Origin of the sequence: Sphingomonas sp. Leaf230, from assembly GCF_001421745.1 — a bacterium.
Taxonomy (GTDB): domain Bacteria; phylum Pseudomonadota; class Alphaproteobacteria; order Sphingomonadales; family Sphingomonadaceae; genus Sphingomonas.
Genome location: NZ_LMKW01000009.1, coordinates 508,603 through 532,575, shown reverse-complemented (window position 1 = coordinate 532,575; position 23,973 = coordinate 508,603). Strand labels below are relative to the sequence as shown.

Genomic DNA, 23,973 nt, shown 5'->3' with positions numbered 1-23,973 from the left:
CAACCGATACTATCGAACGTTCGACATCATCAACGCGCGGCCACCCTGGCCTCAATCCCCCGTCAAAATCCGATCGACCAGCTGCCCGACGCTCGGCACGAACCCGTTCGAATAGAACGGGTCCTTCTTGAAATTATACGCTGCGTGCCCCGCGAACATCAAATTCTGGTCGATGTCCCCGCCATGCGCGATGTCCTGCAACGTCTTCTGGATGCAGAAGCTGCGCGGGTCGGCGAGGCGTCCGGTCGAGTTGGTCTCGGTGTCCGCCCAGCTCGAAAACGAGCATTGCGACAGGCAGCCCATGCAGTCGGCCTGGTCCTTGCGGATCATGCCCTTCTCGGTCGGGCTGACGAATACCAGCGTATTGTCCGGCGTCTTCAGCGCATCGGTATAGCCCTCGCCAAACCACTGCCGCGCGCGCAGCAGATCGTTGCGGGTCACCCAGAAGTTCTTGCCCTTCACGCCCACGTCGAGCTGGAAGACGTGGTCGCCAGCCTCCTGCGTCGAGAACGCGATCTGGCGCTCGGAGCGCGCTTCCAACGAGCGCAGGAACGGGTTGCGCACCGCGGAAGAGTAGAAGCCGGTTGGCGAGAACTTGTGCAGCAGCACGTCGCCTTCCTCGATCTGCGTCAACGCGTCCTTCCAGCCCTGCGGGATCGGGCTTTCGCGCGTCAGCAAGGGCCGCGTGCCGAACTGGAACGCGATCGTGCCCAGTTCGGGATTGTCGATCCAGTCGTTCCAGTCGCGCAGATACCAGACGCCGCCGGCCATCACGATCGGCACGTCGTCGCTGATGCCACCTTCGCGCATCACGTCGCGCAGTTCCTTCACGCGCGGATATGGATCCTGCGGCTTCAACGGGTCTTCAGCGTTCGACAGGCCATTATGCCCGCCTGCAAGCCACGGATCCTCGTACACAACCGCCGCAAGCCACTCGGCGGCCTTCGAATAGGCGCGCTTCCACAGCGCGCGGAAGGCACGGCCGGAGCTGACGATCGGCAGGTAGCTGACGCCGTAGGATGCGGTGATCTCGGACAGCTTGTACGGCATGCCCGCACCGCAGGTGACGCCGGCGACCTTGCCGCGCGTCCGCTCCAGCACGCCGTGCAGGATCCGCTGCGCGCCCCCCATCTCCCACAACACGTTGATGTTGATCGCGCCCTTGCCGTCGGCGATCTCGTACGCGCGCTCGACCTGCTGGACCGCGCCCTCGATCGCGTACTGGACGAGTTCCTCGTGCCGGTCGCGTCGCGTCAGCGCCGCATAGACCTGCGGGATGATCTTGCCCTCGGGATCGTAGCTGTCCGCGTTGACCGCAGAGACGGTGCCGATGCCCCCGGCGGCAGCCCAGGCGCCGGCCGACGCGTGGTTGGTCGCGGCGACGCCCTTGCCGCCCTCAACCAGAGGCCAGACTTCCCGACCGTTATAGACGATAGGCTTCAGGCCCTTGAACACGACGTCACCTCTCCCGGAAAATACGGCCCCCTATATCGCAAGGACGCAGCGTGCGAGCAATATTACGACCTAGGTTAGCGCACTCGGACGGTTCAGGGCACCTTCGTACAGCGCGCGATAGCGAGCGATCATAACCTCTTCGTCAAATTCCGAGCGCGCCTTTGCCTGGTTCGCGGCACCGACCGAGGCGCGCAAGGCGGGATCGTGGACCAGCGCCTGCAACGCATCGCGCAACCGAACCTCGTTGGCGATCTCGGTCACGAAAGGCAGATTCTCGGGCGAGACCATTCGCGTGATGTCACCGACCGGATAGCTTGCGATCGGCAAGCCGGCCGCCATCGCCTCGACCACCGAGATCGGAAACTGCTCGCTCCGCGACGACACCGCGAGCATGTCGAAATGGCCGATGTAACGGTAGGGGCGATCCAAGAATCCTGGCAGGACCAATTTGTCCGCCATCCCCATCGCCGCGGCGGCCTGGATAATGTTCACGCGCTCCGGCCCCTCGCCGACGATCACGAGGCGTATGCGACCCGACACGCCGCCGACCGCGCGAACGAGCGCGGTAAGGTCCTTCACCTCGCGCAAGCCGGCCAGCGCGCCGATCACGACTTCCTTGGCGCTGGGGGTAAATCCCGGGATCGCTTTGGGTTCGGGCTTCTGCGCGTAATAGGCGGTGCCGATCCCGTTGACGATCCGGTGGACCCGCTCGCGCGGCTGCTTCCACGTCTTCAGCGCGATGCCTTCGAGCACCTCGGACGGCACCGCCAGCGCATGCGCCGCGCCCAGCGCGAGCCGCCGGTAGATGTTGCGCTCGATCTTGAGCCCGCCCGCTTCGTCCGCGTTGAACCCGTCCTCGTGATGCACCAGCGGCGGCGCGCCCTTGGCGAACGCCCGTCGCGCCATCGCCCCGTCGATCGCACCCCAGTTGTACGTCAGCACCAGGTCGAACCGCCGCATATACTGCGCTATCGCCTCGTAGCGCGCGACCGAAGGCTTGCCCGTCAGCGGCGGCGGGTTCTGCGCGATCTCGTAGCGCACCCCCTTCGCGATCGAGTCCCGCGCGCTCAGCGCATCGGGCACGCCCGACACGATGGTGTGTTTCGCGCGATCGCCGAACGCATTCATCAGCCGAACCGCGCGCGCCTCCTTGCCGCCAAGGTCGAACGAGGAGTGGAGGTGGAGGATGTTGACGGGAGCGGCCATGGCCGACGCGATGCCGATTTTCGCGAGCGCTTTCAAGGGCGCGTGCGGACTTACCGTGCGCCAGCGCTGGCAACACGAAGATCATCGGAACAGTATTTCCGTCGAAACGGATCATTCGTTAAAGTATTTGCCTCCATAGCCAAGCGAAACGGACAATGTTCGAATTGAGTTGGATATGACGACACCCGTAAAACAGTTGGACCGGAATACCGGCAACAAAAGGATGACCGTTATGGCTGCCTATGATTTCGATCCGAAACAGATCCAAAGCGCTCTCGACGCCGCCGCGCAACATGCAAAGTCGGCCAATATTGCTTCGGTTAGTGCGGAGACCGACGTTTCCAATGGCGGTGCATTGGTACTGGCCGGCGGGTGTATCAGCGTCACGGTCAACAACGGACAGGTCTGCGTCAATCTGCCACTAGGGTTCGGCTCGATCTGCCTGCCCATTCCGTCGATCTTCCCCAGCGGAACCGCAGCGCAGGCTTGCCTCGACATCTGCACGACATGGGGCATCCCTACCGGCGTGAAGGTCACGATCTCGGTCGCCGGCCATGTCGTCGTTTCGAAGTCGTTCGGCCGCTGCTGACCCGACTTTCCAGGAGGGAGGCCGCACACTGCGTCCTCCCTCCTGGCTAGCGCTCAGCCGGCTAACACGTCCTTGGCAATGTGCGTGATCCGGCATGCCAGATCCGCCTCACCACTGGCCACCACGTAGAAGTCGCCCGCGTCGGCGATGCCCGTCGTGAAGACGACGTTGTCGAGGTACATGCTATCCTTCAGCGGTTCGGTGAGCGCCGGATTCGGTTCCAGCAATGCGGTATGCTCGGTCGCCACCGTGATCGAGGGATCGTCCTTGTCTAGGATCGACCAGTACGTCCGGTAAATCCCGACCACGCCCGACGGCTCCACCCCGTGCCACAGCGTCAGCCAACCTCGATCGGTCAAGATCGGAGGCGCGCCGCCACCCATCCGCGCGGTCGATACGGTGGCGGCGTGTGGCCGGATGCCGGGCTTGTCGTGCGGCTTCCAGTGGAGCGCATCGGGTGAGCGAGACAGGTTGATCGAAGGCCCGCTGCGCCATTCACTGCCTGGTGGATAAGCGAAATACAGGTCGCCGAGCGGTCGCGTCTGCGCCCAATATTGCCCGTCGATCAGGCCTTCGAAGATCAGCATGTCCTTGTTCTGGTGATCGAGCACGATCCCCTCGAGTTGCCAATCGAGCGCGTCGGCAGATGAATACAGCGTCGTCGAATGCCGTTCCGGGCTCACCGAACAGGTGGTCATCAGATAGCGGTCGCCGACCTTCGAGATCCGCGCATCCTCCACACCGTAGCATTGGTACGACGTCCGCGGCGCGATCGCCTTGTCGTAATGCACCGCGACCACCGAGCGGCCCTCAGGCTCGAGCTCGACCGGGAGCAGCCACGACAGCGAGGTCAGCGCCATCACCTTCCACCCGCCGCCGGGGATCAGGAATTTCCGAGGATCCTTCGTATCGACCATCGTCAGCGGCCAAGCGTCGAGCACGTACGCGCCGTCTTCCCACCGGATCGCATGGACGTTGCCATCCCTGATCGGCTTCTTCAGCGCCTCCGCCACGCGCACCATTAACAGCAGATTGCCGTTCGCCAGCCGCGTCATCCCCGGGTTGAACGCGCCGAGCACATAGGTCTCCGCGCCGACCTTTCCCGCCAGCGGCGAGCGCGACAGGTCGATGTCGGCGGGGGTGAAGACGAGCTGGTCGAACATGCTAAACTCCTTAAGGTATCTGGTTTTTCATCGCCCCCCTTCGCCCTCCCCCTTTTCGTTCGCCACCCTATCTCCGTTCGCCCTGAGCGAAGTCGAAGGGTGTGCCCCGAGCGAAGGTGCTTCGACTTCGCTCAGCACGAACGGAATTGGGGAAGCTGGTCGGCGCCTACTCGCCCTCGAGCGCCCGCGGAACGATCACGATTTGCTGGATCACCGTCCGCGTCGGCTGCGTCAGCACGAACTCGACCCCGACCGCGATGTCCTCCGCGCGCAGCATCTGCTCCGCCTCGATCATCTGGCGCTGCTTGTCGTCGGGGACGTCCGGATACTGCATGTTCGAGCCGACCTTGCCCGGTTCGACCAGCGAGACCTTAATCCCCTTCGGCCCCAGCTCGCGTCGCAACGCCTCCGAAAATCCGGCGATTCCGGACTTCACCCCGGCATACACCGTTGAGCTCGGCCCAAGGATATGCGCGCTCAGCGAGCCGATGATGACCATGTCGCCGATCGGCGTCATCCGGTGCGCGGCATGGTGCGCACTGAGCAGATAGGCGGTAAAATCGACCGCGATCGCGTAGCGAAGCTCGTCCTCGGTCATCTGCGTCAGGCCACCGGCCGCTACCGCGGCGTTGATGACGGTGATGTCGAACCCGCCGAGATACGCCTCGCCCGCATCGAAGAATGCGCGGACCTTGTCCGGATCGGCGAGTTCGGTGATCATCCCGTCGCCTTCGCCGACTTCGCGGATGTGCGTCAGCGCATCGGCCAAGAACCGTTCGTCGCGCCCGCAAACATAGACCTTGGCTCCGTTCGCGGCGAGCATGACCGCGATCGCCCGGCCGATCCCGGTCGTGCCCCCGGTAATGATCGCGCGGCGACCTTTGAGCGGGCGGGCAGTCGTGTGGAGGTCGGCGCGTTCGGTCATCAAGTTTCCCGGCTTGTCAGTAAGGTCGACGCCAAACGCGCAGTCCCAGCCGGATGTCCCTAAGCACGGATCGCCGCCCCCTCAAGCGCGCGCGCCAGCAACCGGTCGATCGGCTCCTGCAGCATCGTCTCGCTCAGCGTCGGCGCATGGCCGACGCCCGGCACCGTCACCAGTTCCGCCTGGTCGAGCGATGCCGCCATCCGCTCCGCCGTCGCCGCCGACAACAGGTCCGATCGCCCACCACGCACGATCAGCGTCGGCACCTCGCGCAACGACGCCAGCGCCTGCCACATATCCGGCCCCGCCTCGTTCCCCGGCACGCGAAAAGGCTCGGCGATCTTCAGATCATAATCGAGCACGATGCGCCCCGAACTGTTGAGCCGGTACAGCCGCTTGGCCATCGCCAGCCAGTCCTCGATCTGCCAGTCGGGATAGACGTCGGCGTTGTTCTCCGAAACGCAGCGCGCTGCATGCATCCAGGTCGGGAAGACGCTCGCCTTGCCGACATAGCCGCGGATTCGCGACAGCCCCTGCGCGTCGATCTCCGGGCCGACGTCGTTGAGCAACGCCGCCATCATCCGGCCGCGCGATGGCCCCGCCATCAGCATCGTCACGATCCCGCCGAGCGACGTGCCGAACGCGATGTACCGATCGATACCCTGATCGGTCAGCAATGCCTCCACGTCCTGCACGTAGGTCAGCGGGACGTACGACATCGGGTCTTTCGCATACGCGCTCTCGCCGCGCCCACGAAAGTCCACCGCTATCAGGCGCCAGCGCCCGGCAAGGCGCGCCGCCAGCGCATCGAAATCGCGCGCATTCCGCGTGAGACCGGCCATGCAAATGATCGGCGTCTGCCCTTCCTCGCCGCCCGGATAGTCCCTCGCGTGGAGCCTCAGCCCATCGTTGGACCACCAATAGAGGTTTTCGTAAGCGGCCATGGTTGCGTCCTTCGGGTAGCGGCCACCATATCGCCGCATGCCCATCTTCCCGCAAGCCTATCGCCCCGAAGCAAAGCTCCTTGAGCTCGGCGACGGCTTCTTCGATCCCGTCGCGCCCGCCGACTTCCTGGAGACGCGCACCCGCTTCCGCAACGATCGCGCCGCGGCGCAAATCGGGGTCGACACGCTCACCGAGGACGAATGGACGCGCCATTTCGGCCGGTTCGAGCCCCTCCCCGGCACGCTGCCCCGGCCGTTCGCGCTCCGCTATCACGGCCACCAGTTCCGCAGTTACAACCCCGATCTCGGCGACGGTCGCGGCTTCACCTTCGCGCAGATGCGGGATGACCGTGGTCGCCTGATGGACCTCGGCACCAAGGGCTCGGGACAGACGCCTTGGAGCCGCGCTGGCGACGGTCGCCTCACGCTCAAGGGCGGGATGCGCGAGATCCTCGCGACCGAGATGCTCGAGGCGCTGAACGTGCCGACTTCGCGGACACTGTCGCTGATCGAGACCGGCGAGGAACTCCAACGCGGCGATGAGCCAAGCCCGACGCGCTCGGCGGTCCTCGTCCGCCTCAACCACAGCCACGTCCGTATCGGCAGCTTCCAGCGCCTCGCCTACCACCGCGACGAAGCGGGATTGCGCAAACTCGTCGGCTACACGCTCCGCAACCTGTACGACGAGGACAGCGACGATCCGGTCCGCCTGCTCGACCTCGTCGTCGGCCGCACCGCGCGTCTCGCGGCGCGCTACATGGCGGCGGGCTTCGTCCACGGCGTGCTCAATTCGGACAATATCAACGTCACCGGGGAGAGCTTCGACTACGGCCCGTGGCGGTTCGCTCCGACCTGGGACCCGGCCTTCACCGCCGCCTATTTCGACCATCAGGGGCTCTACGCGTTCGGCCGCCAGCCCGAGGCGATCCACTGGGACGTGATGCAACTCGCCGTCGCGCTCCGCCAGATCGCCGAGAGCGACCCGCTGGTGGCGGCACTCGACCAGTTCGGCCCGCGCTATCAACCCGAAGTCACGCAGGCGATCCTCTGGCGCCTCGGCGTCCGCCCGCGCGATCCGGATACCGACCGCGACCTCGTCCAGGCCACCGAACGCGCGTTGCGCACCTCTGGCGTCGGCATCGACCGCTTCTTCTTCGATGCATTCGGTGGGGAGTTACCCGGCACCTACGCCGAACCCTGGGCCGAAGTCCGCGCCGCGCTCGGTGGCTATGAACCACGCAAGGACCGCTCCCACCCCTATTGGTCGGGCGAGCCATGCAGCATGCTCATCGACGAGGTCGAAGCGATTTGGGCCCCGATCGACGAGCATGACGACTGGAGTTTGCTAAACGCCAAGGTCGTCGCAATCCGCGAAATGGGCGAAGCGCTAGCCCAGTAATCTCCCCTCCCTGGAAGGGAGGGGTCGGGGGTGGGTCGGTCGGCCTGAGCCGCGAGCGTCTGAACCCATGGAACCCGACCCACCCCCAGCCCCTCCCTTTCAGGGGGGGAGCAAAACGGCGCGCCCCAGTGGAAACTCGCTGCGAATCAAGGCAAGAGCGACGCATGTCCGACGAGATCATCTCCTACGAGCCAGCCACCGGTGCGGTCCTCTGGCGCCACCCGATCGGCGACGTCGATGCCGAAGTCGCCTGCGCGCGCGCCGGCTGGTCGAGCTGGGCGTCGAAACCACTCGCCTTCCGGATCGAGACGATGCGGCGCTTCGCCAACATCGTCCGCCAGCGCAACGACGCCTTTACTGACCTGATCGCGCGCGAGACCGGCAAGCCGATCTGGGAAGCGCGGGGCGAGGTCGAGACGGTCATCGCCAAGGTCGACATCTCGGTCAGCGCCTATGCCGATCGCACCGCGCAGCGCCGCCTCGAAGCGACGATGGGATCGCGGATCGCCGTCCGCCACAAGCCGCACGGCGTGCTGGCCGTGCTCGGGCCGTACAACTTCCCGGCGCACCTGCCCAACGGCCACATTGTCCCCGCGCTGATTGCCGGCAACGCGGTCGTCTTCAAGCCATCCGAAAAGACCCCCGCCGTCGGCGCGTTCCTCGTCGAGTGCTTCCGCGCCGCCGGCGTCCCGCCCGAATGCATCCGCCTCGTCATTGGTGGCCCCAACGAGGGTAAGGCACTCGCCGCGCATCCTGACATCGACGGGCTGCTGTTCACCGGCTCGGCGCGCACTGGCCTCGCGCTTAACCGCGCGTTCGCCGACAAGCCTGAGAAGATCCTCGCGCTCGAGATGGGCGGCAACAATCCGATCGTCGTTTGGGACGCGCCCGACCTGCACACCGCCGCCGTGCTGATCATCCAGTCCGCCTTCACCACAGCCGGCCAGCGTTGCACCGCCGCGCGCCGGCTGATCGTCGACACGAAACTGTACGACCCGCTGATCGCCACGCTCGACAAGATGGTCGGCCGGATCATCGTCGGCGAACCGCATGCGAACCCGGCGCCGTTCATGGGCCCGGTAATCGACAACGAAGCGGCCGAGCAACTGACCGAGAGCTTCCTCGAACTGCTCACGCGTGGCGGTCGCCCGATCCGCCATCTCGAACGCCCGGTCGAGGACCTGCCGTTCCTGAAGCCCGCGCTGATCGACGTCACCGACATCGCCGACCGCCCCGATATCGAGCTGTTCGGCCCGATCCTGCAGATGGTCCGCGTCGACGATTTCGACGCCGCGATCGCCGAGGCGAACAACACGCGCTACGGCCTGTCCGCCTCGCTCATCAGTCAGACGCCCGCACTGTACGACCGCTTCTGGGCGAACATCCGCGCCGGCATCGTCAACTGGAACAAGCCCACCAATGGTGCCTCAAGCGGAGCGCCGTTCGGCGGGATCGGCTGGTCGGGCAATCACCGCCCGAGCGCCTATTACGCCGCTGATTACTGCGCCTACCCGGTCGTCAGCAGCGAATCCGAAAGCGCCCGTGCGTCAATCGGGATCGGCCTAGCCGACGGCTGAGACCTTCGATCCTCCCCCGCCAGGGGGAGGTGGCTGGCTCTTGCCAGACGGAGGGGGAGGAAAGGGATAACCGATGTTCCGGATCCTCCCCCTCCGTCACCTTCGGCGCCACCTCCCCCTTGCGGGGGAGGATCGTGGGGGTTCGACGACCACGCCTCTCGCCCCCTCGCGCAAAAGCAATCCTACCTCCCGCCAAAGCATCATTCGGTTGCAGCGCAGCGCCCATCCGCCCATCTCCGATCGCATGGCAAGCCTCCTAGATCCCACCGCCCGCGGGCGCGTCATCCTCGTCGGGGCGGGCCCGGGCGACCCCGGACTCCTCACGGTCCGCGCGTTCGAGGCGCTGAAGACCGCCGACGTCGTCGTGCACGACGGGCTGATCGACCCGCGTGTGCTCGACATCGCGCCGCCGAGGGCTCAGCGCATCTCTGTCGCCAAGCAGCGCGCGCGCCACACGCTGCCGCAGGAGGCGATCAACGCACTGATCATCGCGCACGTTAAGACCGGCGCGATCGTCATTCGCCTCAAGGGCGGCGACCCGTTCGTGTTCGGCCGCGGCGGCGAGGAGGTCGAGGCGGTTCGCGCTGCGGGTCTCCCCGTCGAAGTGATTCCCGGCGTCTCGGCCGCACTCGGTTGCGCTGCGGAAGCGATGCTGCCGCTCACCCACCGCGATCATTCGAGCGCGGTCAGCTTCGTCGCGGGCCAGTGCAAGGGTTTGACCGAGCAGGACTGGTCTGGGCTCGCTGGCCAAGGTCGTACGCTGGTCATCTACATGGGCATCGCTACGGCAACCGAGATCGCAGACAAGCTGATGGCCGACGGCGTCGCCCCCGACATGCCCGTCGCTGTGCTCGAACGCGGCACGCTCAAAGGTAGCCGTGCGATCCGCACGCTGCTCGCCGACCTTGGCCCGATGGTGACGCGCGAGGCGGTGAAAAGCCCGGCGATCATCGTCGTCGGCGAAGTCGTCGAACTGTCGGACGCCGAAGACAAACTCGCCCGCTGGGCCCGCGTAGCAGAGGACGCCGCCGCATGAAGCTGTTGACCGGAAATGACCTTCCCACCGGCGATGTCGTCTGGTGGACCGGCAATGGCTGGTCGCGCCATATCGAGGATGCGGCCGACGTCGGCGTCGCGGGCGAAGCGATCCTCCAGGCGGAGGAAGGCGCGCGCCGCGTCAACGTCCCCTATCTGATCGAGGCGACACTGACCGACGAAGGCCCCCGCCCCGCCCACATCAAGGACCGCATCCGCGCTTTAGGCCCGACGATGCGGCCCGACCTGACCCTCAAACCCGCCGACCCCAACGCCGGCAGCTGGGTAATCTGACATGTATAAATACGACGAATATGACCAGGCGATCGTCGACCAGCGCGTCGACGAGTTTCGCGATCAGGTCCGCCGCCGCCTCTCGGGCGAGCTCACCGAGGACCAGTTCAAGCCGCTCCGGCTGATGAACGGCCTGTACCTCCAGCTGCACGCCTACATGCTGCGCGTCGCGGTGCCGTACGGGACGCTCGACGGCCGCCAGATGCGGATGCTCGGGCATATCGCGCGGAAGTACGATCGCGGCTACGGCCACTTCACCACGCGGCAGAACATCCAGTTCAACTGGATCCAGCTCGACCAGACCCCGGACATCCTCCACGAGCTGGCGACTGTCGAGATGCATGCCATCCAGACCAGCGGCAACTGCATCCGCAACATCAGCTCGGACCAGTTCGCCGGCGCCGCCGCGGACGAAGTCGCCGACCCTCGCCCTTGGGCCGAGCTGATCCGCCAATGGTCGACGTTCCACCCGGAATTCACGTACCTGCCGCGAAAATTCAAGATCTGCGTGATCGCGGCGAACGAGGATCGTGCGGCGATGCGGCTGCACGACATCGGCATCGGGTTGCACGTCCGCGACGGCGAACTCGGCGCGAAGATCTTCGTCGGCGGCGGCATGGGTCGCACGCCGATGATCAGCCACGAGATCCGCGACTTCGTGCCCGCCGACGACCTGATGAGCTATCTCGAGGCGTGCCTGCGCGTCTACAATCGCTACGGCCGGCGCGACAACATCTACAAGGCGCGGATCAAGATCCTGCTCCACGAGATCGGCCCCGACGAATACCGCCGCCAAGTCGAGGAGGAGTTCACCGCGGTGAAGGGCCTCGGCCTCGATCCCCCGCGGGCCGAGCTTGAGCGCATCACGAGCCACTTCGGCGCGCCGGAGTTCGACGCCAACGCATCGGCCGATATCGATCGCAGCGATCCCGACTTCGCGGTCTGGCTCGACCAGAACGTGAAGGCGCACAAGCAGCCGGGCTATGCGATCGTCAACATCAGCCTCAAGCCGATCGGCGGCATCCCCGGCGACGCGTCGGCGGACCAGATCGACGTGATGGCCGATCTCGGCACGCGCTACAGCTTCGACGAACTGCGCGTGACGCATGCGCAGAACATCGTCCTGCCGCACGTCCGCATCGCCGATCTGCACGCGGTGTGGTCGGCACTCAACGGCGCGGGTCTGGCCGAGGCCAATCTCGACCTGATCAGCGACATCATCGCCTGCCCCGGTCTCGACTATTGCAGCCTCGCCAATGCACGCTCGATCCCGCTCGCACAGAAGATCGCAACGCGCTTCGGCAGTCTCGATCGGCAACGCGACCTGGGCGAACTGAAGCTCAAGATCAGCGGCTGCATCAATGCGTGCGGGCACCACCATGCCGGCCACATCGGCATCCTCGGCGTCGACAAGAAGGGCACCGAGAATTACCAGCTGTCGCTCGGTGGCTCGGGCGCAGAGGACGTCAGCCTCGCGAAGATCACGGGGCCTGGTTTCTCGGAGGACGGCGTGGTCGACGCGATCGAGCGCGTCACCGACCGGTATCTCGAAGTCCGCGAGACCGGCGAGCGCTTCCTCGACACCTACCGCCGCGTCGGCTTCGAGACGTTCAAGCAGGCGATCTACAGCCCCGTCGAGGGAGACGCACAATGAGCGATACCCTGCTTCGCTTCCGCGACGACGAGCCGCATGACGAGCCCGCGGTGACGCTCGATTCGTTCATCGGCCAGAGCAACGCGGCGGCCGTCCGCCTGGAAGCGGGCGACGACGCCCGCGCGCTGTTGCCGCAGATCGACCAGCTTGCGCTGATCGAGGTAAGCTTCCCTGGGTACCGCGATGGCCGTGGCTATTCGTCCGCGCGAATCCTTCGCGAGGCGGGCTATACCGGCGAACTGCGCGCACAGGGCGACGTGCTGGTCGATCAGATTCCGTTGATGCGGCGTTGTGGGTTCGACAGCTTCGCACCGCAGGCGCCGATCGACATCGACGTGCTGCGCGCCAGTTTGGAGCGCTACGACACGCCGTACCAGAAGGCGGCGGACGGCGCGGTGCCGGTGTGGAAGCTGCGCCATGGGTGAGCCCGCGCGCCAACTCGACATGATCGACGTCACGCCGGCGTTCACGCGCGCCGATGCGATGGCGATGCAGGAGCGGTTCGAAGGCGTCTCCGCGCAGGAGATGCTGTTCGAACTGCTGGTCGGCGAGTTGCGCGGGCGGATTGCGGCGGTGTCGTCGTTCGGCGCGGAGTCGGCGGTGCTGCTGCACATTGTCGCGCAGGTCGATGTCGACGTGCCGGTGGTGTTTACCAACACGCAGAAGATGTTTGGCGAGACGCTGGCGTATCGTGATGAGCTGGCGGAGAAATTGGGGTTCACCGATCTTCGGGTGTTCCGGCCGGACCCGCGGTTGCTCGCGATCAAGGACAAGACGGGGTTGCGGTGGTCGTACGATCCGGATGGATGCTGCGACCTGCGCAAGGTTGAGCCGTTGCGGCGGGCGCTGGCGCCGTTCGATGCTTGGATTTCGGGGCGAAAGGGGTTTCAGTCCGGGACCCGTACTGCTCTCCCCCGCTTCGAAGAGGACGAGGGGCGGTTGAAGATCAACCCGCTTGCGGATTGGGACAAGGCCAAGCTCGACGCCTATTTCGCCGAGCATGAGTTGCCGCGGCATCCGCTCGAGGCGCAAGGCTATCTCTCGATCGGCTGTGCGCCTTGCACGACCAAGGTCGCCCCCGGCGAAGACCCACGTGCGGGGCGCTGGCGGAGTTTCGACAAGGTCGAATGCGGCATCCACGCCCCCACCGATTACGACCCGATGATTTGATCCAATTCCCTCGCCCCTACGGGGAGAGGGAGGGAGGAGCCACTTGGCGACGGAAGGGAGAGGGGCGTTGGGATTCAGGTCCCTAGCCTCACTCCCCTCTCCCTTCCCACGGCAAGGGCCGTGGGCCCCTTCCCTCTCCTCGAAGGGGCGAGGGAGAAGCGGATCAATACTCGGCCAGATCCGAGAACTTCGTGATCGTCGGATCGAACTTCATCCGGACCTTCCCGGTCGCACCGTGGCGCTGCTTGGCGATAATGAGTTCCGCCAGGCCATACACCCGCTCCATCTCCGCCGCCCACGACGCGTGATCCTCGAAGATCTTCGAGCTGTCGCCCTCCGCCGGGCGCTTGGGCTCCTTCGACGCGACGTAATAATCCTCGCGGTACACGAACCAGACCATGTCGGCGTCCTGCTCGATCGACCCCGACTCGCGCAAATCCGACAGCATCGGCGTCTTGTCCTCGCGCGACTCCACCGCACGCGATAGCTGAGACAGCGCTAGCACCGGTACGTTGAGATCCTTCGCCAGCGTCTTCAACCCGCGCGAAATCTCGGAGATTTCCTGGACACGGTTGCCGTCCTTGCTCTTGCCCGATCCCGACAGCAGCTGGAGGTAATCGACCACGACGAGCCCGATCTCGTTGTTGTGCCGACGCTGCAACCGGCGCACGCGCGTATGCAGCGCGCCGATCGAGAGGCCGCCGGTGTCGTCGATAAACAGCGGCAAATTCTCCAGCTCCGCCGCGGCTGCGGCGAGCTGCGCGAACTCGGTGCGGCTGATCTTACCCATGCGGAGCGATTCGGACGAGATTTGCGACTGCTCGGCGAGAATACGCGTCGCGAGCTGATCCGCGGACATTTCCAGCGAGAAGAACGCGACCTTCGCGCCGACCGAGTCCTTCGGCGCAATCCCGTCGGCCATGTCGCGCATCCAGCGCCGCGCGGCGTTAAACGCGATGTTGGTCGCGAGGGAGGTCTTGCCCATGCCCGGACGACCGGCGAGGATCATCAGATCGCTGTGATGCATGCCGCCGATCTTGGCGTTGATCGAATCGATGCCGGTGGTGACGCCCGACAAATTGCCGCCCGAGTTCAGCGCGCGCTCGGCCATCTTGACCGCCGCGGTCGTCGCCTGCGCGAACGACTTCACCGTGTTTTCGGAGCCCCCATCCGCCGCGACCTTGAACAGCTCCTCCTCGGCGAGTTCGATCTGCGCACGCGGATTAACCTCCTCGGAGGTGTCCATCGCGCGATCGACCAGCGTCCGCCCGACCGACACGAGCGCACGGAGCATCGCAAGGTCATAGATCTGCTGCGCGAACTGGCGCGCGCCGATCAGGCCTGCACCGCTGCCGGTCAGCCCGGCCAGATACGCCGGCCCGCCGAGCTCGCGCATGCCCTCGTCCGCATCGAACATCGGCCGCAGCGTCACCGGCGTCACGAGCATGTCATTGCCACGCAGCGTCTTGATCGCCGCAAAGATGCGCCCGTGGACGGGCTCGAAGAAATGCCCCGGTTCGAGCTTGTCGACCAGATCGTCGGCGAGCCGGTTGTCGATCATCATCGCGCCGAGCATCGCGGCCTCGGCCTCGACGTTGCGGGGAAGCTGCTGCGGCTCGGCCACGGCGGGAACGGGGAATGCGAGAGTTGCCATCCCCTGCACCTACGCGATGCATGGGTCCTCGTCCAAGCTATCGCGCCGGAATGCTGGGGATAAGTGACAGGGCGAATGTCCCCCGCTATCGAACGCGGATGGCCGACCCGCGGATCATCGACGTGCAACTCGACGAGACCAGTCTCGGCTGGCGCTCGCCCGACGTCGAGCAGGAACGCCGGATCGCGATCTTCGACCTGATCGAGGGCAATCACTTCGCCCCGCAGCGGGCCTATGCCGATGGATATGCCGGGCCGTACAAGATCAAGCTTCAGTCGGAGGAAGGGCGCCTCGGCATCCACATCCACCGCGAAGACGACACGCATCTTGAGACTTTGGTGCTCGCGCTCGGGCGCTTTCGCCGACCGATCCGCGACTATTTCGCGATCTGCGACAGCTATTACCAGGCGATCCGGCAGTCCTCCCCGGCGCAGATCGAGACGGTCGACATGGCCCGCCGGGGCGTCCACAACGAGGCCGCCGAGCTGCTCAAGGAGCGTCTCGACGGCAAGATCGAGGTCGATTTCGACACTGCGCGACGGCTGTTCACGCTGATCTGCGTCCTCCACATCCGCAACTAGAAGACCCATGGCTCACGCACTTTTGAAATTCGCGGCCGCGCTGGCCGCGACCGGCTTCGTCGGTATCTGCGGCTGGACCGCCGCGACCGGCTGGCACCCCGACGTCAAACACTACCCATTGCAGGGCATCGACCTTGCCGAGAACCCCGGCCCGGTCGAATGGGGCACGGTACGCGCGAGCGGCGCCGACTTCGCCTACATCGTCGCGACGTCGGGTACCGACCGCCGCGATGCGGCGTTCGAGGCGAACTGGGCGGCACTGCCCGACGCCGGCCTGCGCCGCGGCGCGGTCCACGTCTATTCGCTGTGTCAGCGCGCGGACGAGCAGGCGAACGCGTTCAACACCTTCGTGCCGCGGACGTCCGACGCGTTGCCGACCGCGGTCGACATCGCGTTCCACGACGACTGCACCGCACGGCCGGATCGCGCGACGCTGATCGCCGACATCGCGCAGTTCGTGACGATGGTCGAGACGCACACGCGGCAGCCCGTGATGCTGCGGATCAGCAAGGCGGTAGATTCGAAATATACGCTGTCGGACGCCGTCCCGCGGCCGCTATGGGCGGTGGAGAATATCCTCAAGCCCGACTACACCGCGCGACCGTGGCGGATGTGGCGCGCGAGCGATTTCCGCCGCATCGACGGGATCGAGGGACCGGTGAACTGGGACGTGGTGGCATCATGAACGAACAAGCAACGCAACTCGTGGCGGCAGCGCGCGACGCCTCGCGCAATGCGCACGCGCCGTATTCGCGGTTTGCGGTCGGTGCGGCCGTGCTGCTCGACGACGGCACGGTGATCACCGGCGCGAACTTCGAGAATGCGAGCTACGGCCTGTCGCTGTGCGCAGAAACGGTCGCGATCGCCACCGCGAGCGCTGCGGGTCGGCTGCGCGATATCGTCGCGATCGGCGTGATCGGCGGCGCGATGGATGTTGAGGGTCGGGCCACCGGAACATCGCCGGTCAGCCCGTGCGGTCGCTGCCGCCAGGTCATCAATGAAGCGGCACAGATGGGCGGGCGTGACTTGCCGGTGCATTGCGGCGCGGCGGAAGGTGATGCGATCCGGACCTACACGGTTTCGGAATTGCTGCCCGACGCATTCGGTCCGGCGGACCTTGGGGTCAGCTAAGTCGCGCGGCCCAGAGGACCGCCGCCGACACTTTGCGTACGCCGGTGCGCTGCGTGATATTCGACACGGCCGAACAACAGGTCGAGATCCTCGCGGCTGACGTCGAGCGTTTCGCCGAGATCGGCAAGCGCCTTGTCGAGATCCTCGGCCCGAAGCGCGGCTTCGATCGGCGCGGGCACGACGGTGGGAACACGGTGCGGATAGCTGTGGCCTGAAAACCGGTGGAACAGGATTCCGCACGCGGTCAGTATGATAGCGTTCAGCGCGATCGGGACGAGCACGAACGCGAAGCCCGCATCGGCGACCGCCGGGCCGCCGACGACCGCGGTCAACGCGACCGCACCGGCGGGCGGATGCAGCGACCGGGTCAGCGACATCATCAGGATCGCCACGCCGACCGCGATCGGGGCGGCGAGTTCGGGCGCCGGTACGAGTATCCTGACGGCGACCCCGACCAGCGCGGCGATGATATTGCCGCCGATCACCGGCCAGGGCTGCGCCAGGGGGCTCGCCGGGACCGCGAATACGAGCACCGCGGCGGCCCCCATCGGTGCGGCGATCAGCAGGAACGTTCCGTGCGGGTGAACGAACGTCGCGCTGATTACGCTGGTCAGGCCGATGCCGAGCAGCGCGCCCAGGCAAGCCCAGAGCCGATCCTTGAGATTTCCGCCTGCCAGAATGGGATCGAAGAGTTTGCGCATGCGAGACACCCGGCGGACGATGCACGGTCCATATGGCGAGATCGCCGGCAAGTCACGATGGCCAGCCGCTCGGGAGGTGGAGGATTACCCCTGTGCGGGCATTTCGTAGAAGCCGCGGAAACGCTTGCTCGGCGCGAACGCACTGGTCTGGCCGATGACGGTTTCGCCGGCCCCCATCACCAGCACGCCGCTCGGTTTCATTGCCCTGGCGATCTTCGGGAACACCTCGGCCTTTGTGTCTGCGGACAGGTACAACAGCACGTTGCGGCACAGGACAACGTCGAACTGTCCGGTCGGCGCTGGGTCGGATACCAGGTTCATCCGGCGGAACGCGACCATCCCGAGCAGGTCGGGCTTCGCCACCCAGTCGCTGCCGGTCGTGTCGAACCAGCGGATCATGCGACGCACCGGCAGGCCGCGCTGGATCTCGAACTGCGAGAAGCGACCGGATCGCGCGCGGGCGACGGCAGCATCGGATACATCGGTGGCGACGATCTCGGGCATGGGCATGCCGCTCGTCTCGCGCCGTTCGGCGAACTGCATCGCGAGCGAGAGCGGCTCCTGTCCGGTCGAACAGCCTGCGCACCAGATCCGCGCGCGACGACCGTCACGCTCGGCGTCGGCGACCGCCTCGGCGAGCATCTCGAATACCTGCGCGTCGCGGAAGAACGACGTCTCCTGATTGACGAGGGCATCGACGATCGAGTCGCCGATCGAACGGTCGCTTCCCTGCAGCAACTGGGTCACCAACTGGTCGAGCGTATCGAGCTTGCGCGCGCGCAACAGCGGTTTCAGCGCGGTGTCGAGCCGCCATGAGCGATACGCGGCGATCTGTTGACCGGTACGCGCCTCGAGCAACGCGGTGAGGACGTTGATCGTCGCCTGCGACGCAGCGGGTGCGGGAACGGCGCGGGACGTCATGGTCGGCGTCGCGTCGCTGCGAGGCGACCGATCGCGTCGGGGGCCAGCACGGCGTCGGCGATGCCCGAGGCGGCGATCGCACCCGGCATGCCCCACACCACCGAGCTTTGCTGATCCTGCACGACGACGCACCCGCCGCTGTCGTGGACGCGCCGTGCCCCCTCCGCGCCGTCGCGCCCCATCCCGCTAAGCACGACCGCGAGCAGACGCGCCCCATAGACGTCGGCGAGCGAGGCGAGCATCGGGTCAACGGACGGCATGCACCCACTCGGCGCAGCCTCGTGCGTCAGGCGGAAGGCAGCGCCGCCTTCGGACAGTCTCACGGCCTTGAGATGCGCGTCGCCGGGTGCGATGATGATCCGGCCGGGACGGATCCGCATTCGATCGACCGCGACGTCGCATGGGCGCCCGGCAAGCACTGCGATCTGTGCCGCGAAATACGGCATGAACGACGCCGGCAGATGCTGGGTGATGACGATCGGCAGGCGGAACCCGGCGGGCATCTGACCGAACATCTGACTCAAGGCGTGAATGCCGCCGGTCGAGGCACCGATCGCAACGATGTCATAGTCGTCGCCGGTCGCGACCGGGCGGATCGGCAGCGGATTGTCCGCGGGCGGCGTCGGCAATATGGGTGAGCGCACGACCAGCGCAGGCGGCATCTGCGCCGGATACTCGCACAGCATCTCGAGCTTGTTGACCAGAGCCGAACCGAACCGCGTCGACAGGGCACTCGTCGACGGCTTGGTCAGCGTCTCAGCCGCGCCGAGCGCCATCGCGCGGACCGCGGTCGCGCCGCCCTCGTCCGCGCTCGACGACACGATCAAGACCTTCGCGCCCTGCCCCGCTGCGATCAGGTCGGGCAATGCGCTGAGCCCGTCGATGCCCGGCATCTCGATATCGAGCAGGATGAAGTCGACCGTCACGCGATCCAGGAATGCCAAGGCCGCAGCAACGTTGCCGACCGCGCCGACGACCGAGAACCGGTCGCTCGCATCGATCAGCCTAGCGATCACCGCGCGGACGACCACCGAGTCGTCGACGATCAAGACCCGGGCGGAGTCGAGCCCGTCGCGGTCTGCGTGCCGCTCGGCAGAGTGAGTCCGAATCGTCACGGCTAGGCCTGGATCAGGCCATGCCGACGATCTGGAGCTTCGATTCCAGCGTGTCGCGGTCGAACGGCTTCATCACATATTCGTCCGCGCCCGCCTCGATCGCCGCACGGATATAGGCCATGCCGTTCTCGGTGGTGCAGAACACGACCTTGGGCCGGCGCGGCACGTCCGCCTCGCGCAACGCGCGGAGGAAATCCATCCCGCTCATCACGGGCATGTTCCAGTCGAGCAGGATCACGTCGGGGATCGACGCCATGCAGGAGGCCAACGCCTCGCGACCATCGCACGCTTCGGTGACGGTAAAGTCGAGTGTCTCGAGAATGTGACGCGCGACTTTGCGGATCACCTTTGAATCATCGACGACGAGACAGGTCTTCATGGAAAGCCTTCCAGGGGAAATCGTGGAGCCGGTCTAGCCGACAAAGCGTAAGCACCGGGTTAAGCTAAAGAAATATCAGGCTGCCAAACCGGGCGCCGGTACGACCGCGGTGAGATCCAAGATCAGCAGAGGCTCACCGTCGCGCTCGACGAGACCGCAGCCGACAGCGGCCCAGCCACCGTGCAGGGCAAGTCCCGGTGAAAGCGGCAGTCGCGTGAACGGTGCGACATCCTCCACCGAATCGACCAGGATCGCGTAATGATGCCCCTCGGCCACGGTGATCACAGCGCGCCGCATGGTATCGGGCGTGCGGGACAGGCCGAGGGCAATGCCGGTATCGATCACTGTCACCACCCGGCTGCGCAGTGCCGCCAGCCCGCGGACGACGGCATCCGCACGAGGGACGGCGACGATCTCCCCGATGTCGACGACCGAATCGACCTGCGCGGCGGCGATCGCGACACCGCGACCGGCGATATGCGCCACGAGAAACAGATCGGTCATATTGTCCTCCGCGCCGCCAGCGCTGCGATCAACGCGGGCCGGTCGTATCGATAGATGCTCGCATCATCGTCCCCGTCTGCGCTTCTGGCGCGCCGCAAGGTCACCACCGGCGCGATCGTTTCACGCGGTGGCGCATCCTCCATCGCCAGCGCCACAGCCGCGGTCTCCCCCCTGGCGAGCGACGTGACGCACCGATAGCCGGATGCCTCCAGCGCGGGTTTGAGGAAAGTCTCCATCCAGCCGGAACCATCGACCTGCAACAGGCACACCGGCGGCGACGCGATCATGACCGGCTGGCCGGAGAAGAGCGCATGCGGATCGATCAGCTCGACCTGTTCGCCGGCGATCAGCACGACGCCCGCGATCGGTCCTGACCCACGCGCGGGTGCGATCTCAAAGGGCAATTCGACGATCTCGATTGCCTCCGCGATCGCATACGCCATCTCGCTTTCGCCGTCGGTCAGGCGCAGTACGGCGACTTCGCGCCGCGAGGCGAAATCCCCGACCGCGTACAGAGGAATTATCGCGTCGCCGACTGACAACCGCATCGCACCCGCAGACCAACGGATCGCCTCGGTCGACACCGGCTCGACACGATCGATGACGGCCAGCGCGATTGCGCGACGCTGGCCATCGAGATCGTCGAACAGCAGTGCCGGGATACCTGGCACGACCTCTTCGAGGTTCACTGCGTCCGCGGCTGCGACTGGCGCGAATCGAAGTCCGGCAACCGCCGCGATGCCCGACGCGTCGAGCAGCAGCATCGGCAATCCGTTGTCGGGCAGCGTCATGCCCGCATAGACGCCGGTCGCCATCACCGCAGGCGACGCGGGTTTCACGACCAGTTCCTCGGTATCGAGCACGGTATCGACGCCGAGCGCGTAATCGCCCTCCCGCGTCGACACGATGACCAGCGTTGGCGGCGCGTCCCTAGTACGTTTGAATAGGTCCCCGAGCGAGACAAGCGGCATTCGCTTGCCGCGCACAGTTGCGGTCGCCGCGTCGCCGATCATGTCGAGCCGCACCTGATCGCCGCGTACCATGACGATCTCTTCGATCGCCTGTCGCGGAAGCGCGAATCGTTGCGTGCCGACGCCGACAATGATGGTCGACAGGATCGACAGCGTCAGCGGCACGTTGATGATGATCCGGAGGCCACGCCCGGGCGTATTGACCAGCACGACCCGGCCGCCGATCTGCTCGATATTGGCGCGTACCACGTCCATGCCGACGCCGCGGCCCGAGGTTGAAGTCACCGTGTCGCGGCTCGACAGACCCGGCGCGAAGATCAATTGAAGCCGCGACGCTTCGCTCATCGCCGCCAGTTCGGTCGGCGTATGCAATTTCTTCTCGGCAGCTTTCGCGACTATCCGCGCGACGTCGATGCCCTGCCCGTCGTCGCTTACCTCGATCAGGATCTGGTTGCCCGACTGGCGCGCCGAGACGACCAGTCGACCCGTCTCCAGCTTGCCCGCCGCGCGGCGTGCCATCGGCGTCTCGATCCCGTGATCGATACAATTGCGGATGATGTGGACGAGCGGATCGCGCATCAGCTCGATCATCTCGCGGTCGAGCTCGACGTCCGCGCCCTCGATGACGAGGTTGACCGCCTTGCACAGCTCCGCGCTGGTATCGCGCACCATCCGCGGCAGCGCGGAGAACAGCGCGTCGACCTTCTGCATGCGAGTCCGGGTGACGGTGTCGCGCATGTCGGCAACCGTCAGCGACAGGCGTTCTAGCGCGGCCTCTACCTTCGGATCAACGTCGCCGTCGCGCAGCTGTCGGGCAAGCTCGTTGCGCGCGAGTACCATGTCGGACATGCCGCTCATCATGTGATCGAGCAGGTCGACGTTCAGACGGACGCTGCGACTTGCGCTACGACCGACCGGCGCGGCGGCGGCGGGCGCGGTGGGCTGCGCGTCAGGGGCGAGTGCGGCGATCAACGCATGTTCGTCCGAATCGTCCAGCGTCGTGCCCGCATCGATCGCATCGACGATCTGCGCGATCCGATCGACGATGCCGAGTACCGCGTTCACGAGCGAGGTGTCGGGCGTCCGATTGCCGTCGCGAACGGCGGCCAAGACGTCCTCGGCCGCGTGGCTCAGCCGCGCAAGCCGAGGTAGATCGAGGAACCCGCAGCTTCCCTTGACGGTGTGGACGAAGCGGAAGATCGCATCGAGGCGGGCGCCATCGGCAGGCGCGAGTTCCCACGCGACGATCTCGCCGGAGATCGCCTCCAGCGTTTCGCGCGTCTCGGCAATGAATTCCTGTAACAGATCGTCCATGCCGGCCCCGCGTTCGTGGGCCTGTCATGCACGGTGTAGGTTAAGGGCAGGTTAGTTCTAAGGGTACGCCCCCCTTCTGGATCCTACCCCTTGCGGGGAAGGATCGTAAAAGACCGCGCCCTACCGCGCGTTGAACACCGCGCCGAAAATCATGATCCCGTCTGCCGGTTCGGAGACGATCACCGTACCGCCGGCATCCTTGACCAGCGTGTTGATCATGTACGCCGCGGCGGCGCGCGGGGTGACGTCGTGCACGCCTTCGCCCTCGACCAGAGTACGGCGGATCTCGGGATCGAGAACGATCCGGCCGCCCTCGATCTTGACGACAATTTCCAGCTGGCCGTCATTTTCCTCGCCGCCGACCTCCATCGTCCCGCCGCGCACCAGCGATTCGGTCGCGACGAGAGCCAGGTTGAGCAGCACCTTGACCGCGGACTTCGGCATCGCCGGCGTCTCGACCGCCCAGACGAAGGTGATCCGCTTGTTCTCGGCAACCAGACCTTCGATCGCAGTGCGCGCCTCATGCGTGTCGACCAGTTCGCCGAACCCGCCCGCAGCGCCGAACGCCAGCCGGAAGAACTTCAGCTTGCTGGCGGATGCGCGCGCGCTGTCCGCGAGCAGTTCTATGACGCGCTCGCGCATCGCCGGATCGGTCTCATCGGCGAGCAGTTCGAGCCCGTTGTTGAGCGCACCCACCGGCGACAGCAGGTCGTGACACAGGCGCGAACAGAGCAGGCTCGCGAAATCGACCGGGCTGACCGTCATGAAAATCCCCTAATTACAGTGCGTCTTCTGGCGGTGGCGCGAACGGCGCGCAAGTGTGGTTCGAAGCAGATCCATACAGTGCGGCGCGCGGTAAAGATGATCCTCTCTGGCCTATGCCGGGGTGGCGATATCGTCGATCTGCTCGATCACCTCCTCGACGAACGCACCAACCTCGACCGATCGCCACGCCCGAGCGCCGCCAGTGCCAAGGATGACCCAGACCGCTCCATTCCCCATGGCCTGAGCCGCATCGCGCGGAGACGGAACGGGCGAGCCAGTTGGATGCGAGTGATAATGCCCAATAACGGCCATCCCGCCCGATCGCGCGTGCCGATGCGCGGCAAACAAAGCAGTCGGATCGATCTCGAACGCTCGCGCGGGGTTTAATGCCACGTTAGCGCACGCCTCCGCCATCTCGATCCGCCCCTCCGCCCCGAACAGCAGCCCGCAGACCTCCGCATCCGGCGACGCAGCCGCCTCTGCGACCAGTCGCCGCAGCAATTCGCTTGAAATCGTCACGCTCATCGCC

26 protein-coding genes are annotated in these 23,973 nt (G+C 65.8%); 12 read left to right on the top strand and 14 right to left on the bottom strand.

Features of this window, described 5'->3' with window-relative positions:
* Positions 1-51: 51 nt before the first annotated feature.
* Together ASE82_RS11585 and ASE82_RS11580 are read right to left on the bottom strand one after the other, a co-directional pair.
* Positions 52-1,455, bottom strand: a complete 1,404-nt coding sequence (locus tag ASE82_RS11585) for an NAD(P)H-dependent flavin oxidoreductase (RefSeq protein WP_056063082.1) — start codon at positions 1,453-1,455, stop codon at positions 52-54.
* 69 nt (positions 1,456-1,524) lie between these two features.
* Positions 1,525-2,661, bottom strand: a complete 1,137-nt coding sequence (locus tag ASE82_RS11580; protein ID WP_056063454.1) for a glycosyltransferase family 4 protein — start codon at positions 2,659-2,661, stop codon at positions 1,525-1,527.
* Here ASE82_RS11580 and ASE82_RS19475 point away from each other — a divergent pair.
* Both ASE82_RS19475 and ASE82_RS11575 read left to right on the top strand, forming a co-directional pair.
* Entirely contained in the window at positions 2,660-2,800 is a 141-nt protein-coding gene (locus ASE82_RS19475) for a hypothetical protein (protein ID WP_156348868.1), read from the top strand. The two genes, ASE82_RS11580 and ASE82_RS19475, sit on opposite strands and share 2 nt — an antisense overlap.
* Positions 2,801-2,893: 93 nt before the next feature.
* Positions 2,894-3,250, top strand: a complete 357-nt coding sequence (locus tag ASE82_RS11575; RefSeq protein ID WP_056063078.1) for a hypothetical protein — start codon at positions 2,894-2,896, stop codon at positions 3,248-3,250.
* Between the two features lie 53 nt (positions 3,251-3,303).
* Here ASE82_RS11575 and ASE82_RS11570 read toward each other — a convergent pair whose 3' ends face one another.
* The 3 genes from ASE82_RS11570 to ASE82_RS11560 form a co-directional block, all read right to left on the bottom strand.
* Positions 3,304-4,413 (bottom strand): glycosidase, encoded by a 1,110-nt coding sequence (locus ASE82_RS11570; protein ID WP_056063076.1) that lies wholly within the window; start codon positions 4,411-4,413, stop codon positions 3,304-3,306.
* A gap of 166 nt (positions 4,414-4,579) precedes the next feature.
* Positions 4,580-5,338: an SDR family oxidoreductase gene (locus ASE82_RS11565; RefSeq protein ID WP_056063073.1), complete on the bottom strand. Its 759-nt coding sequence runs from the start codon at positions 5,336-5,338 to the stop codon at positions 4,580-4,582.
* A gap of 59 nt (positions 5,339-5,397) precedes the next feature.
* Positions 5,398-6,279, bottom strand: a complete 882-nt coding sequence (locus ASE82_RS11560) for an alpha/beta fold hydrolase (protein ID WP_056063451.1) — start codon at positions 6,277-6,279, stop codon at positions 5,398-5,400.
* 37 nt (positions 6,280-6,316) lie between these two features.
* Between ASE82_RS11560 and ASE82_RS11555 the strand changes: the two genes are divergently transcribed.
* The 7 genes from ASE82_RS11555 (at position 6,317) to ASE82_RS11525 (ending at position 13,408) form a co-directional block, all read left to right on the top strand.
* Positions 6,317-7,678, top strand: a complete 1,362-nt coding sequence (locus ASE82_RS11555) for a protein adenylyltransferase SelO family protein (protein WP_056063070.1) — start codon at positions 6,317-6,319, stop codon at positions 7,676-7,678.
* A 164-nt stretch (positions 7,679-7,842) separates the two neighbouring features.
* Entirely contained in the window at positions 7,843-9,255 is a 1,413-nt protein-coding gene (gene astD, locus ASE82_RS11550) for a succinylglutamate-semialdehyde dehydrogenase (RefSeq protein ID WP_056063067.1), read from the top strand.
* Positions 9,256-9,499: 244 nt separating this feature from the next.
* Positions 9,500-10,291: a uroporphyrinogen-III C-methyltransferase gene (cobA, locus tag ASE82_RS11545; RefSeq protein WP_056063064.1), complete on the top strand. Its 792-nt coding sequence runs from the start codon at positions 9,500-9,502 to the stop codon at positions 10,289-10,291.
* Entirely contained in the window at positions 10,288-10,584 is a 297-nt protein-coding gene (locus ASE82_RS11540; RefSeq protein ID WP_056063059.1) for a DUF2849 domain-containing protein, read from the top strand. Before cobA ends, ASE82_RS11540 begins: the two co-directional genes overlap by 4 nt.
* A 1-nt stretch (position 10,585) precedes the next feature.
* Positions 10,586-12,238 carry a nitrite/sulfite reductase gene (locus ASE82_RS11535; protein ID WP_056063058.1) on the top strand — a complete coding sequence of 551 codons (1,653 nt, stop codon included), beginning with the start codon at positions 10,586-10,588 and terminating at the stop codon, positions 12,236-12,238.
* Positions 12,235-12,663, top strand: a complete 429-nt coding sequence (locus ASE82_RS11530) for a DUF934 domain-containing protein (RefSeq protein WP_056063055.1) — start codon at positions 12,235-12,237, stop codon at positions 12,661-12,663. Before ASE82_RS11535 ends, ASE82_RS11530 begins: the two co-directional genes overlap by 4 nt.
* On the top strand, positions 12,656-13,408 hold the full coding sequence (locus tag ASE82_RS11525) for a phosphoadenylyl-sulfate reductase (RefSeq protein WP_056063052.1): 753 nt from the start codon (positions 12,656-12,658) through the stop codon (positions 13,406-13,408). Before ASE82_RS11530 ends, ASE82_RS11525 begins: the two co-directional genes overlap by 8 nt.
* Positions 13,409-13,571: 163 nt before the next feature.
* Here the strand turns inward: ASE82_RS11525 and ASE82_RS11520 are convergent, their stop codons facing one another.
* The gene (locus ASE82_RS11520) at positions 13,572-15,062 is read right to left on the bottom strand and encodes a replicative DNA helicase (protein WP_056063049.1); all 1,491 of its coding nucleotides are present in this window, start codon (positions 15,060-15,062) and stop codon (positions 13,572-13,574) included.
* Between the two features lie 98 nt (positions 15,063-15,160).
* On the opposite strand from ASE82_RS11520, the gene ASE82_RS11515 reads away from it, so the two are divergent.
* From ASE82_RS11515 to ASE82_RS11505, 3 genes are read left to right on the top strand one after another with little or no spacing between them, the layout of a single operon-like run.
* Complete coding sequence (locus ASE82_RS11515) at positions 15,161-15,643, top strand: UPF0262 family protein (RefSeq protein ID WP_056050677.1); 483 nt, start codon at positions 15,161-15,163, stop codon at positions 15,641-15,643.
* 7 nt (positions 15,644-15,650) lie between these two features.
* Complete coding sequence (locus ASE82_RS11510; RefSeq protein WP_056063040.1) at positions 15,651-16,328, top strand: glycoside hydrolase family 25 protein; 678 nt, start codon at positions 15,651-15,653, stop codon at positions 16,326-16,328.
* Positions 16,325-16,774 (top strand): cytidine deaminase, encoded by a 450-nt coding sequence (locus ASE82_RS11505; protein WP_056063037.1) that lies wholly within the window; start codon positions 16,325-16,327, stop codon positions 16,772-16,774. Before ASE82_RS11510 ends, ASE82_RS11505 begins: the two co-directional genes overlap by 4 nt.
* Here ASE82_RS11505 and ASE82_RS11500 read toward each other — a convergent pair.
* The 8 genes from ASE82_RS11500 to ASE82_RS11465 all read right to left on the bottom strand — a co-directional run bounded on the left by ASE82_RS11500 (position 16,771) and on the right by ASE82_RS11465 (position 23,969).
* A complete protein-coding gene (locus tag ASE82_RS11500; RefSeq protein ID WP_056063035.1) occupies positions 16,771-17,475 on the bottom strand; it encodes an HPP family protein in 705 nt (234 codons plus the stop codon). The genes ASE82_RS11505 and ASE82_RS11500 overlap by 4 nt on opposite strands.
* An 84-nt stretch (positions 17,476-17,559) precedes the next feature.
* A complete protein-coding gene (locus tag ASE82_RS11495) occupies positions 17,560-18,396 on the bottom strand; it encodes a CheR family methyltransferase (protein WP_082441447.1) in 837 nt (278 codons plus the stop codon).
* Positions 18,393-19,445, bottom strand: a complete 1,053-nt coding sequence (locus tag ASE82_RS11490) for a chemotaxis protein CheB (protein WP_082441446.1) — start codon at positions 19,443-19,445, stop codon at positions 18,393-18,395. The genes ASE82_RS11495 and ASE82_RS11490 overlap by 4 nt, the downstream gene beginning before the upstream one ends.
* A gap of 79 nt (positions 19,446-19,524) precedes the next feature.
* Positions 19,525-19,890 carry a response regulator gene (locus tag ASE82_RS11485; protein ID WP_055878033.1) on the bottom strand — a complete coding sequence of 122 codons (366 nt, stop codon included), beginning with the start codon at positions 19,888-19,890 and terminating at the stop codon, positions 19,525-19,527.
* A gap of 75 nt (positions 19,891-19,965) precedes the next feature.
* Positions 19,966-20,394, bottom strand: a complete 429-nt coding sequence (locus tag ASE82_RS11480) for a chemotaxis protein CheW (RefSeq protein WP_056063032.1) — start codon at positions 20,392-20,394, stop codon at positions 19,966-19,968.
* Positions 20,391-22,679, bottom strand: coding sequence for a chemotaxis protein CheA (locus ASE82_RS11475; RefSeq protein ID WP_056063029.1), 2,289 nt, complete (start codon positions 22,677-22,679; stop codon positions 20,391-20,393). The genes ASE82_RS11480 and ASE82_RS11475 overlap by 4 nt, the downstream gene beginning before the upstream one ends.
* Positions 22,680-22,799: 120 nt before the next feature.
* Complete coding sequence (locus ASE82_RS11470) at positions 22,800-23,444, bottom strand: histidine phosphotransferase family protein (protein ID WP_056063026.1); 645 nt, start codon at positions 23,442-23,444, stop codon at positions 22,800-22,802.
* 111 nt (positions 23,445-23,555) lie between these two features.
* Entirely contained in the window at positions 23,556-23,969 is a 414-nt protein-coding gene (locus ASE82_RS11465) for a M67 family metallopeptidase (protein WP_056063023.1), read from the bottom strand.
* Positions 23,970-23,973 lie beyond the last annotated feature (4 nt).

Excerpts from the sequence above, each read along its gene's own strand:
- ASE82_RS19475 (WP_156348868.1), top strand. The coding sequence starts at position 2,660 with ATGGCCGACGCGATGCCGATTTTCGCGAGCGCTTTCAAGGGCGCGTGC.
- ASE82_RS11580 (WP_056063454.1), bottom strand. The coding sequence starts at position 2,661 with ATGGCCGCTCCCGTCAACATCCTCCACCTCCACTCCTCGTTCGACCTT.
- ASE82_RS11575 (WP_056063078.1), top strand. The coding sequence starts at position 2,894 with ATGGCTGCCTATGATTTCGATCCGAAACAGATCCAAAGCGCTCTCGAC.
- ASE82_RS11570 (WP_056063076.1), bottom strand. The coding sequence starts at position 4,413 with ATGTTCGACCAGCTCGTCTTCACCCCCGCCGACATCGACCTGTCGCGC.
- ASE82_RS11565 (WP_056063073.1), bottom strand. The coding sequence starts at position 5,338 with ATGACCGAACGCGCCGACCTCCACACGACTGCCCGCCCGCTCAAAGGT.
- ASE82_RS11560 (WP_056063451.1), bottom strand. The coding sequence starts at position 6,279 with ATGGCCGCTTACGAAAACCTCTATTGGTGGTCCAACGATGGGCTGAGG.
- ASE82_RS11555 (WP_056063070.1), top strand. The coding sequence starts at position 6,317 with ATGCCCATCTTCCCGCAAGCCTATCGCCCCGAAGCAAAGCTCCTTGAG.
- astD (WP_056063067.1), top strand. The coding sequence starts at position 7,843 with ATGTCCGACGAGATCATCTCCTACGAGCCAGCCACCGGTGCGGTCCTC.
- cobA (WP_056063064.1), top strand. The coding sequence starts at position 9,500 with ATGGCAAGCCTCCTAGATCCCACCGCCCGCGGGCGCGTCATCCTCGTC.
- ASE82_RS11540 (WP_056063059.1), top strand. The coding sequence starts at position 10,288 with ATGAAGCTGTTGACCGGAAATGACCTTCCCACCGGCGATGTCGTCTGG.
- ASE82_RS11535 (WP_056063058.1), top strand. The coding sequence starts at position 10,586 with ATGTATAAATACGACGAATATGACCAGGCGATCGTCGACCAGCGCGTC.
- ASE82_RS11530 (WP_056063055.1), top strand. The coding sequence starts at position 12,235 with ATGAGCGATACCCTGCTTCGCTTCCGCGACGACGAGCCGCATGACGAG.
- ASE82_RS11525 (WP_056063052.1), top strand. The coding sequence starts at position 12,656 with ATGGGTGAGCCCGCGCGCCAACTCGACATGATCGACGTCACGCCGGCG.
- ASE82_RS11520 (WP_056063049.1), bottom strand. The coding sequence starts at position 15,062 with ATGGCAACTCTCGCATTCCCCGTTCCCGCCGTGGCCGAGCCGCAGCAG.
- ASE82_RS11515 (WP_056050677.1), top strand. The coding sequence starts at position 15,161 with ATGGCCGACCCGCGGATCATCGACGTGCAACTCGACGAGACCAGTCTC.
- ASE82_RS11510 (WP_056063040.1), top strand. The coding sequence starts at position 15,651 with ATGGCTCACGCACTTTTGAAATTCGCGGCCGCGCTGGCCGCGACCGGC.
- ASE82_RS11505 (WP_056063037.1), top strand. The coding sequence starts at position 16,325 with ATGAACGAACAAGCAACGCAACTCGTGGCGGCAGCGCGCGACGCCTCG.
- ASE82_RS11500 (WP_056063035.1), bottom strand. The coding sequence starts at position 17,475 with ATGCGCAAACTCTTCGATCCCATTCTGGCAGGCGGAAATCTCAAGGAT.
- ASE82_RS11495 (WP_082441447.1), bottom strand. The coding sequence starts at position 18,396 with ATGACGTCCCGCGCCGTTCCCGCACCCGCTGCGTCGCAGGCGACGATC.
- ASE82_RS11485 (WP_055878033.1), bottom strand. The coding sequence starts at position 19,890 with ATGAAGACCTGTCTCGTCGTCGATGATTCAAAGGTGATCCGCAAAGTC.
- ASE82_RS11480 (WP_056063032.1), bottom strand. The coding sequence starts at position 20,394 with ATGACCGATCTGTTTCTCGTGGCGCATATCGCCGGTCGCGGTGTCGCG.
- ASE82_RS11475 (WP_056063029.1), bottom strand. The coding sequence starts at position 22,679 with ATGGACGATCTGTTACAGGAATTCATTGCCGAGACGCGCGAAACGCTG.
- ASE82_RS11470 (WP_056063026.1), bottom strand. The coding sequence starts at position 23,444 with ATGACGGTCAGCCCGGTCGATTTCGCGAGCCTGCTCTGTTCGCGCCTG.
- ASE82_RS11465 (WP_056063023.1), bottom strand. The coding sequence starts at position 23,969 with ATGAGCGTGACGATTTCAAGCGAATTGCTGCGGCGACTGGTCGCAGAG.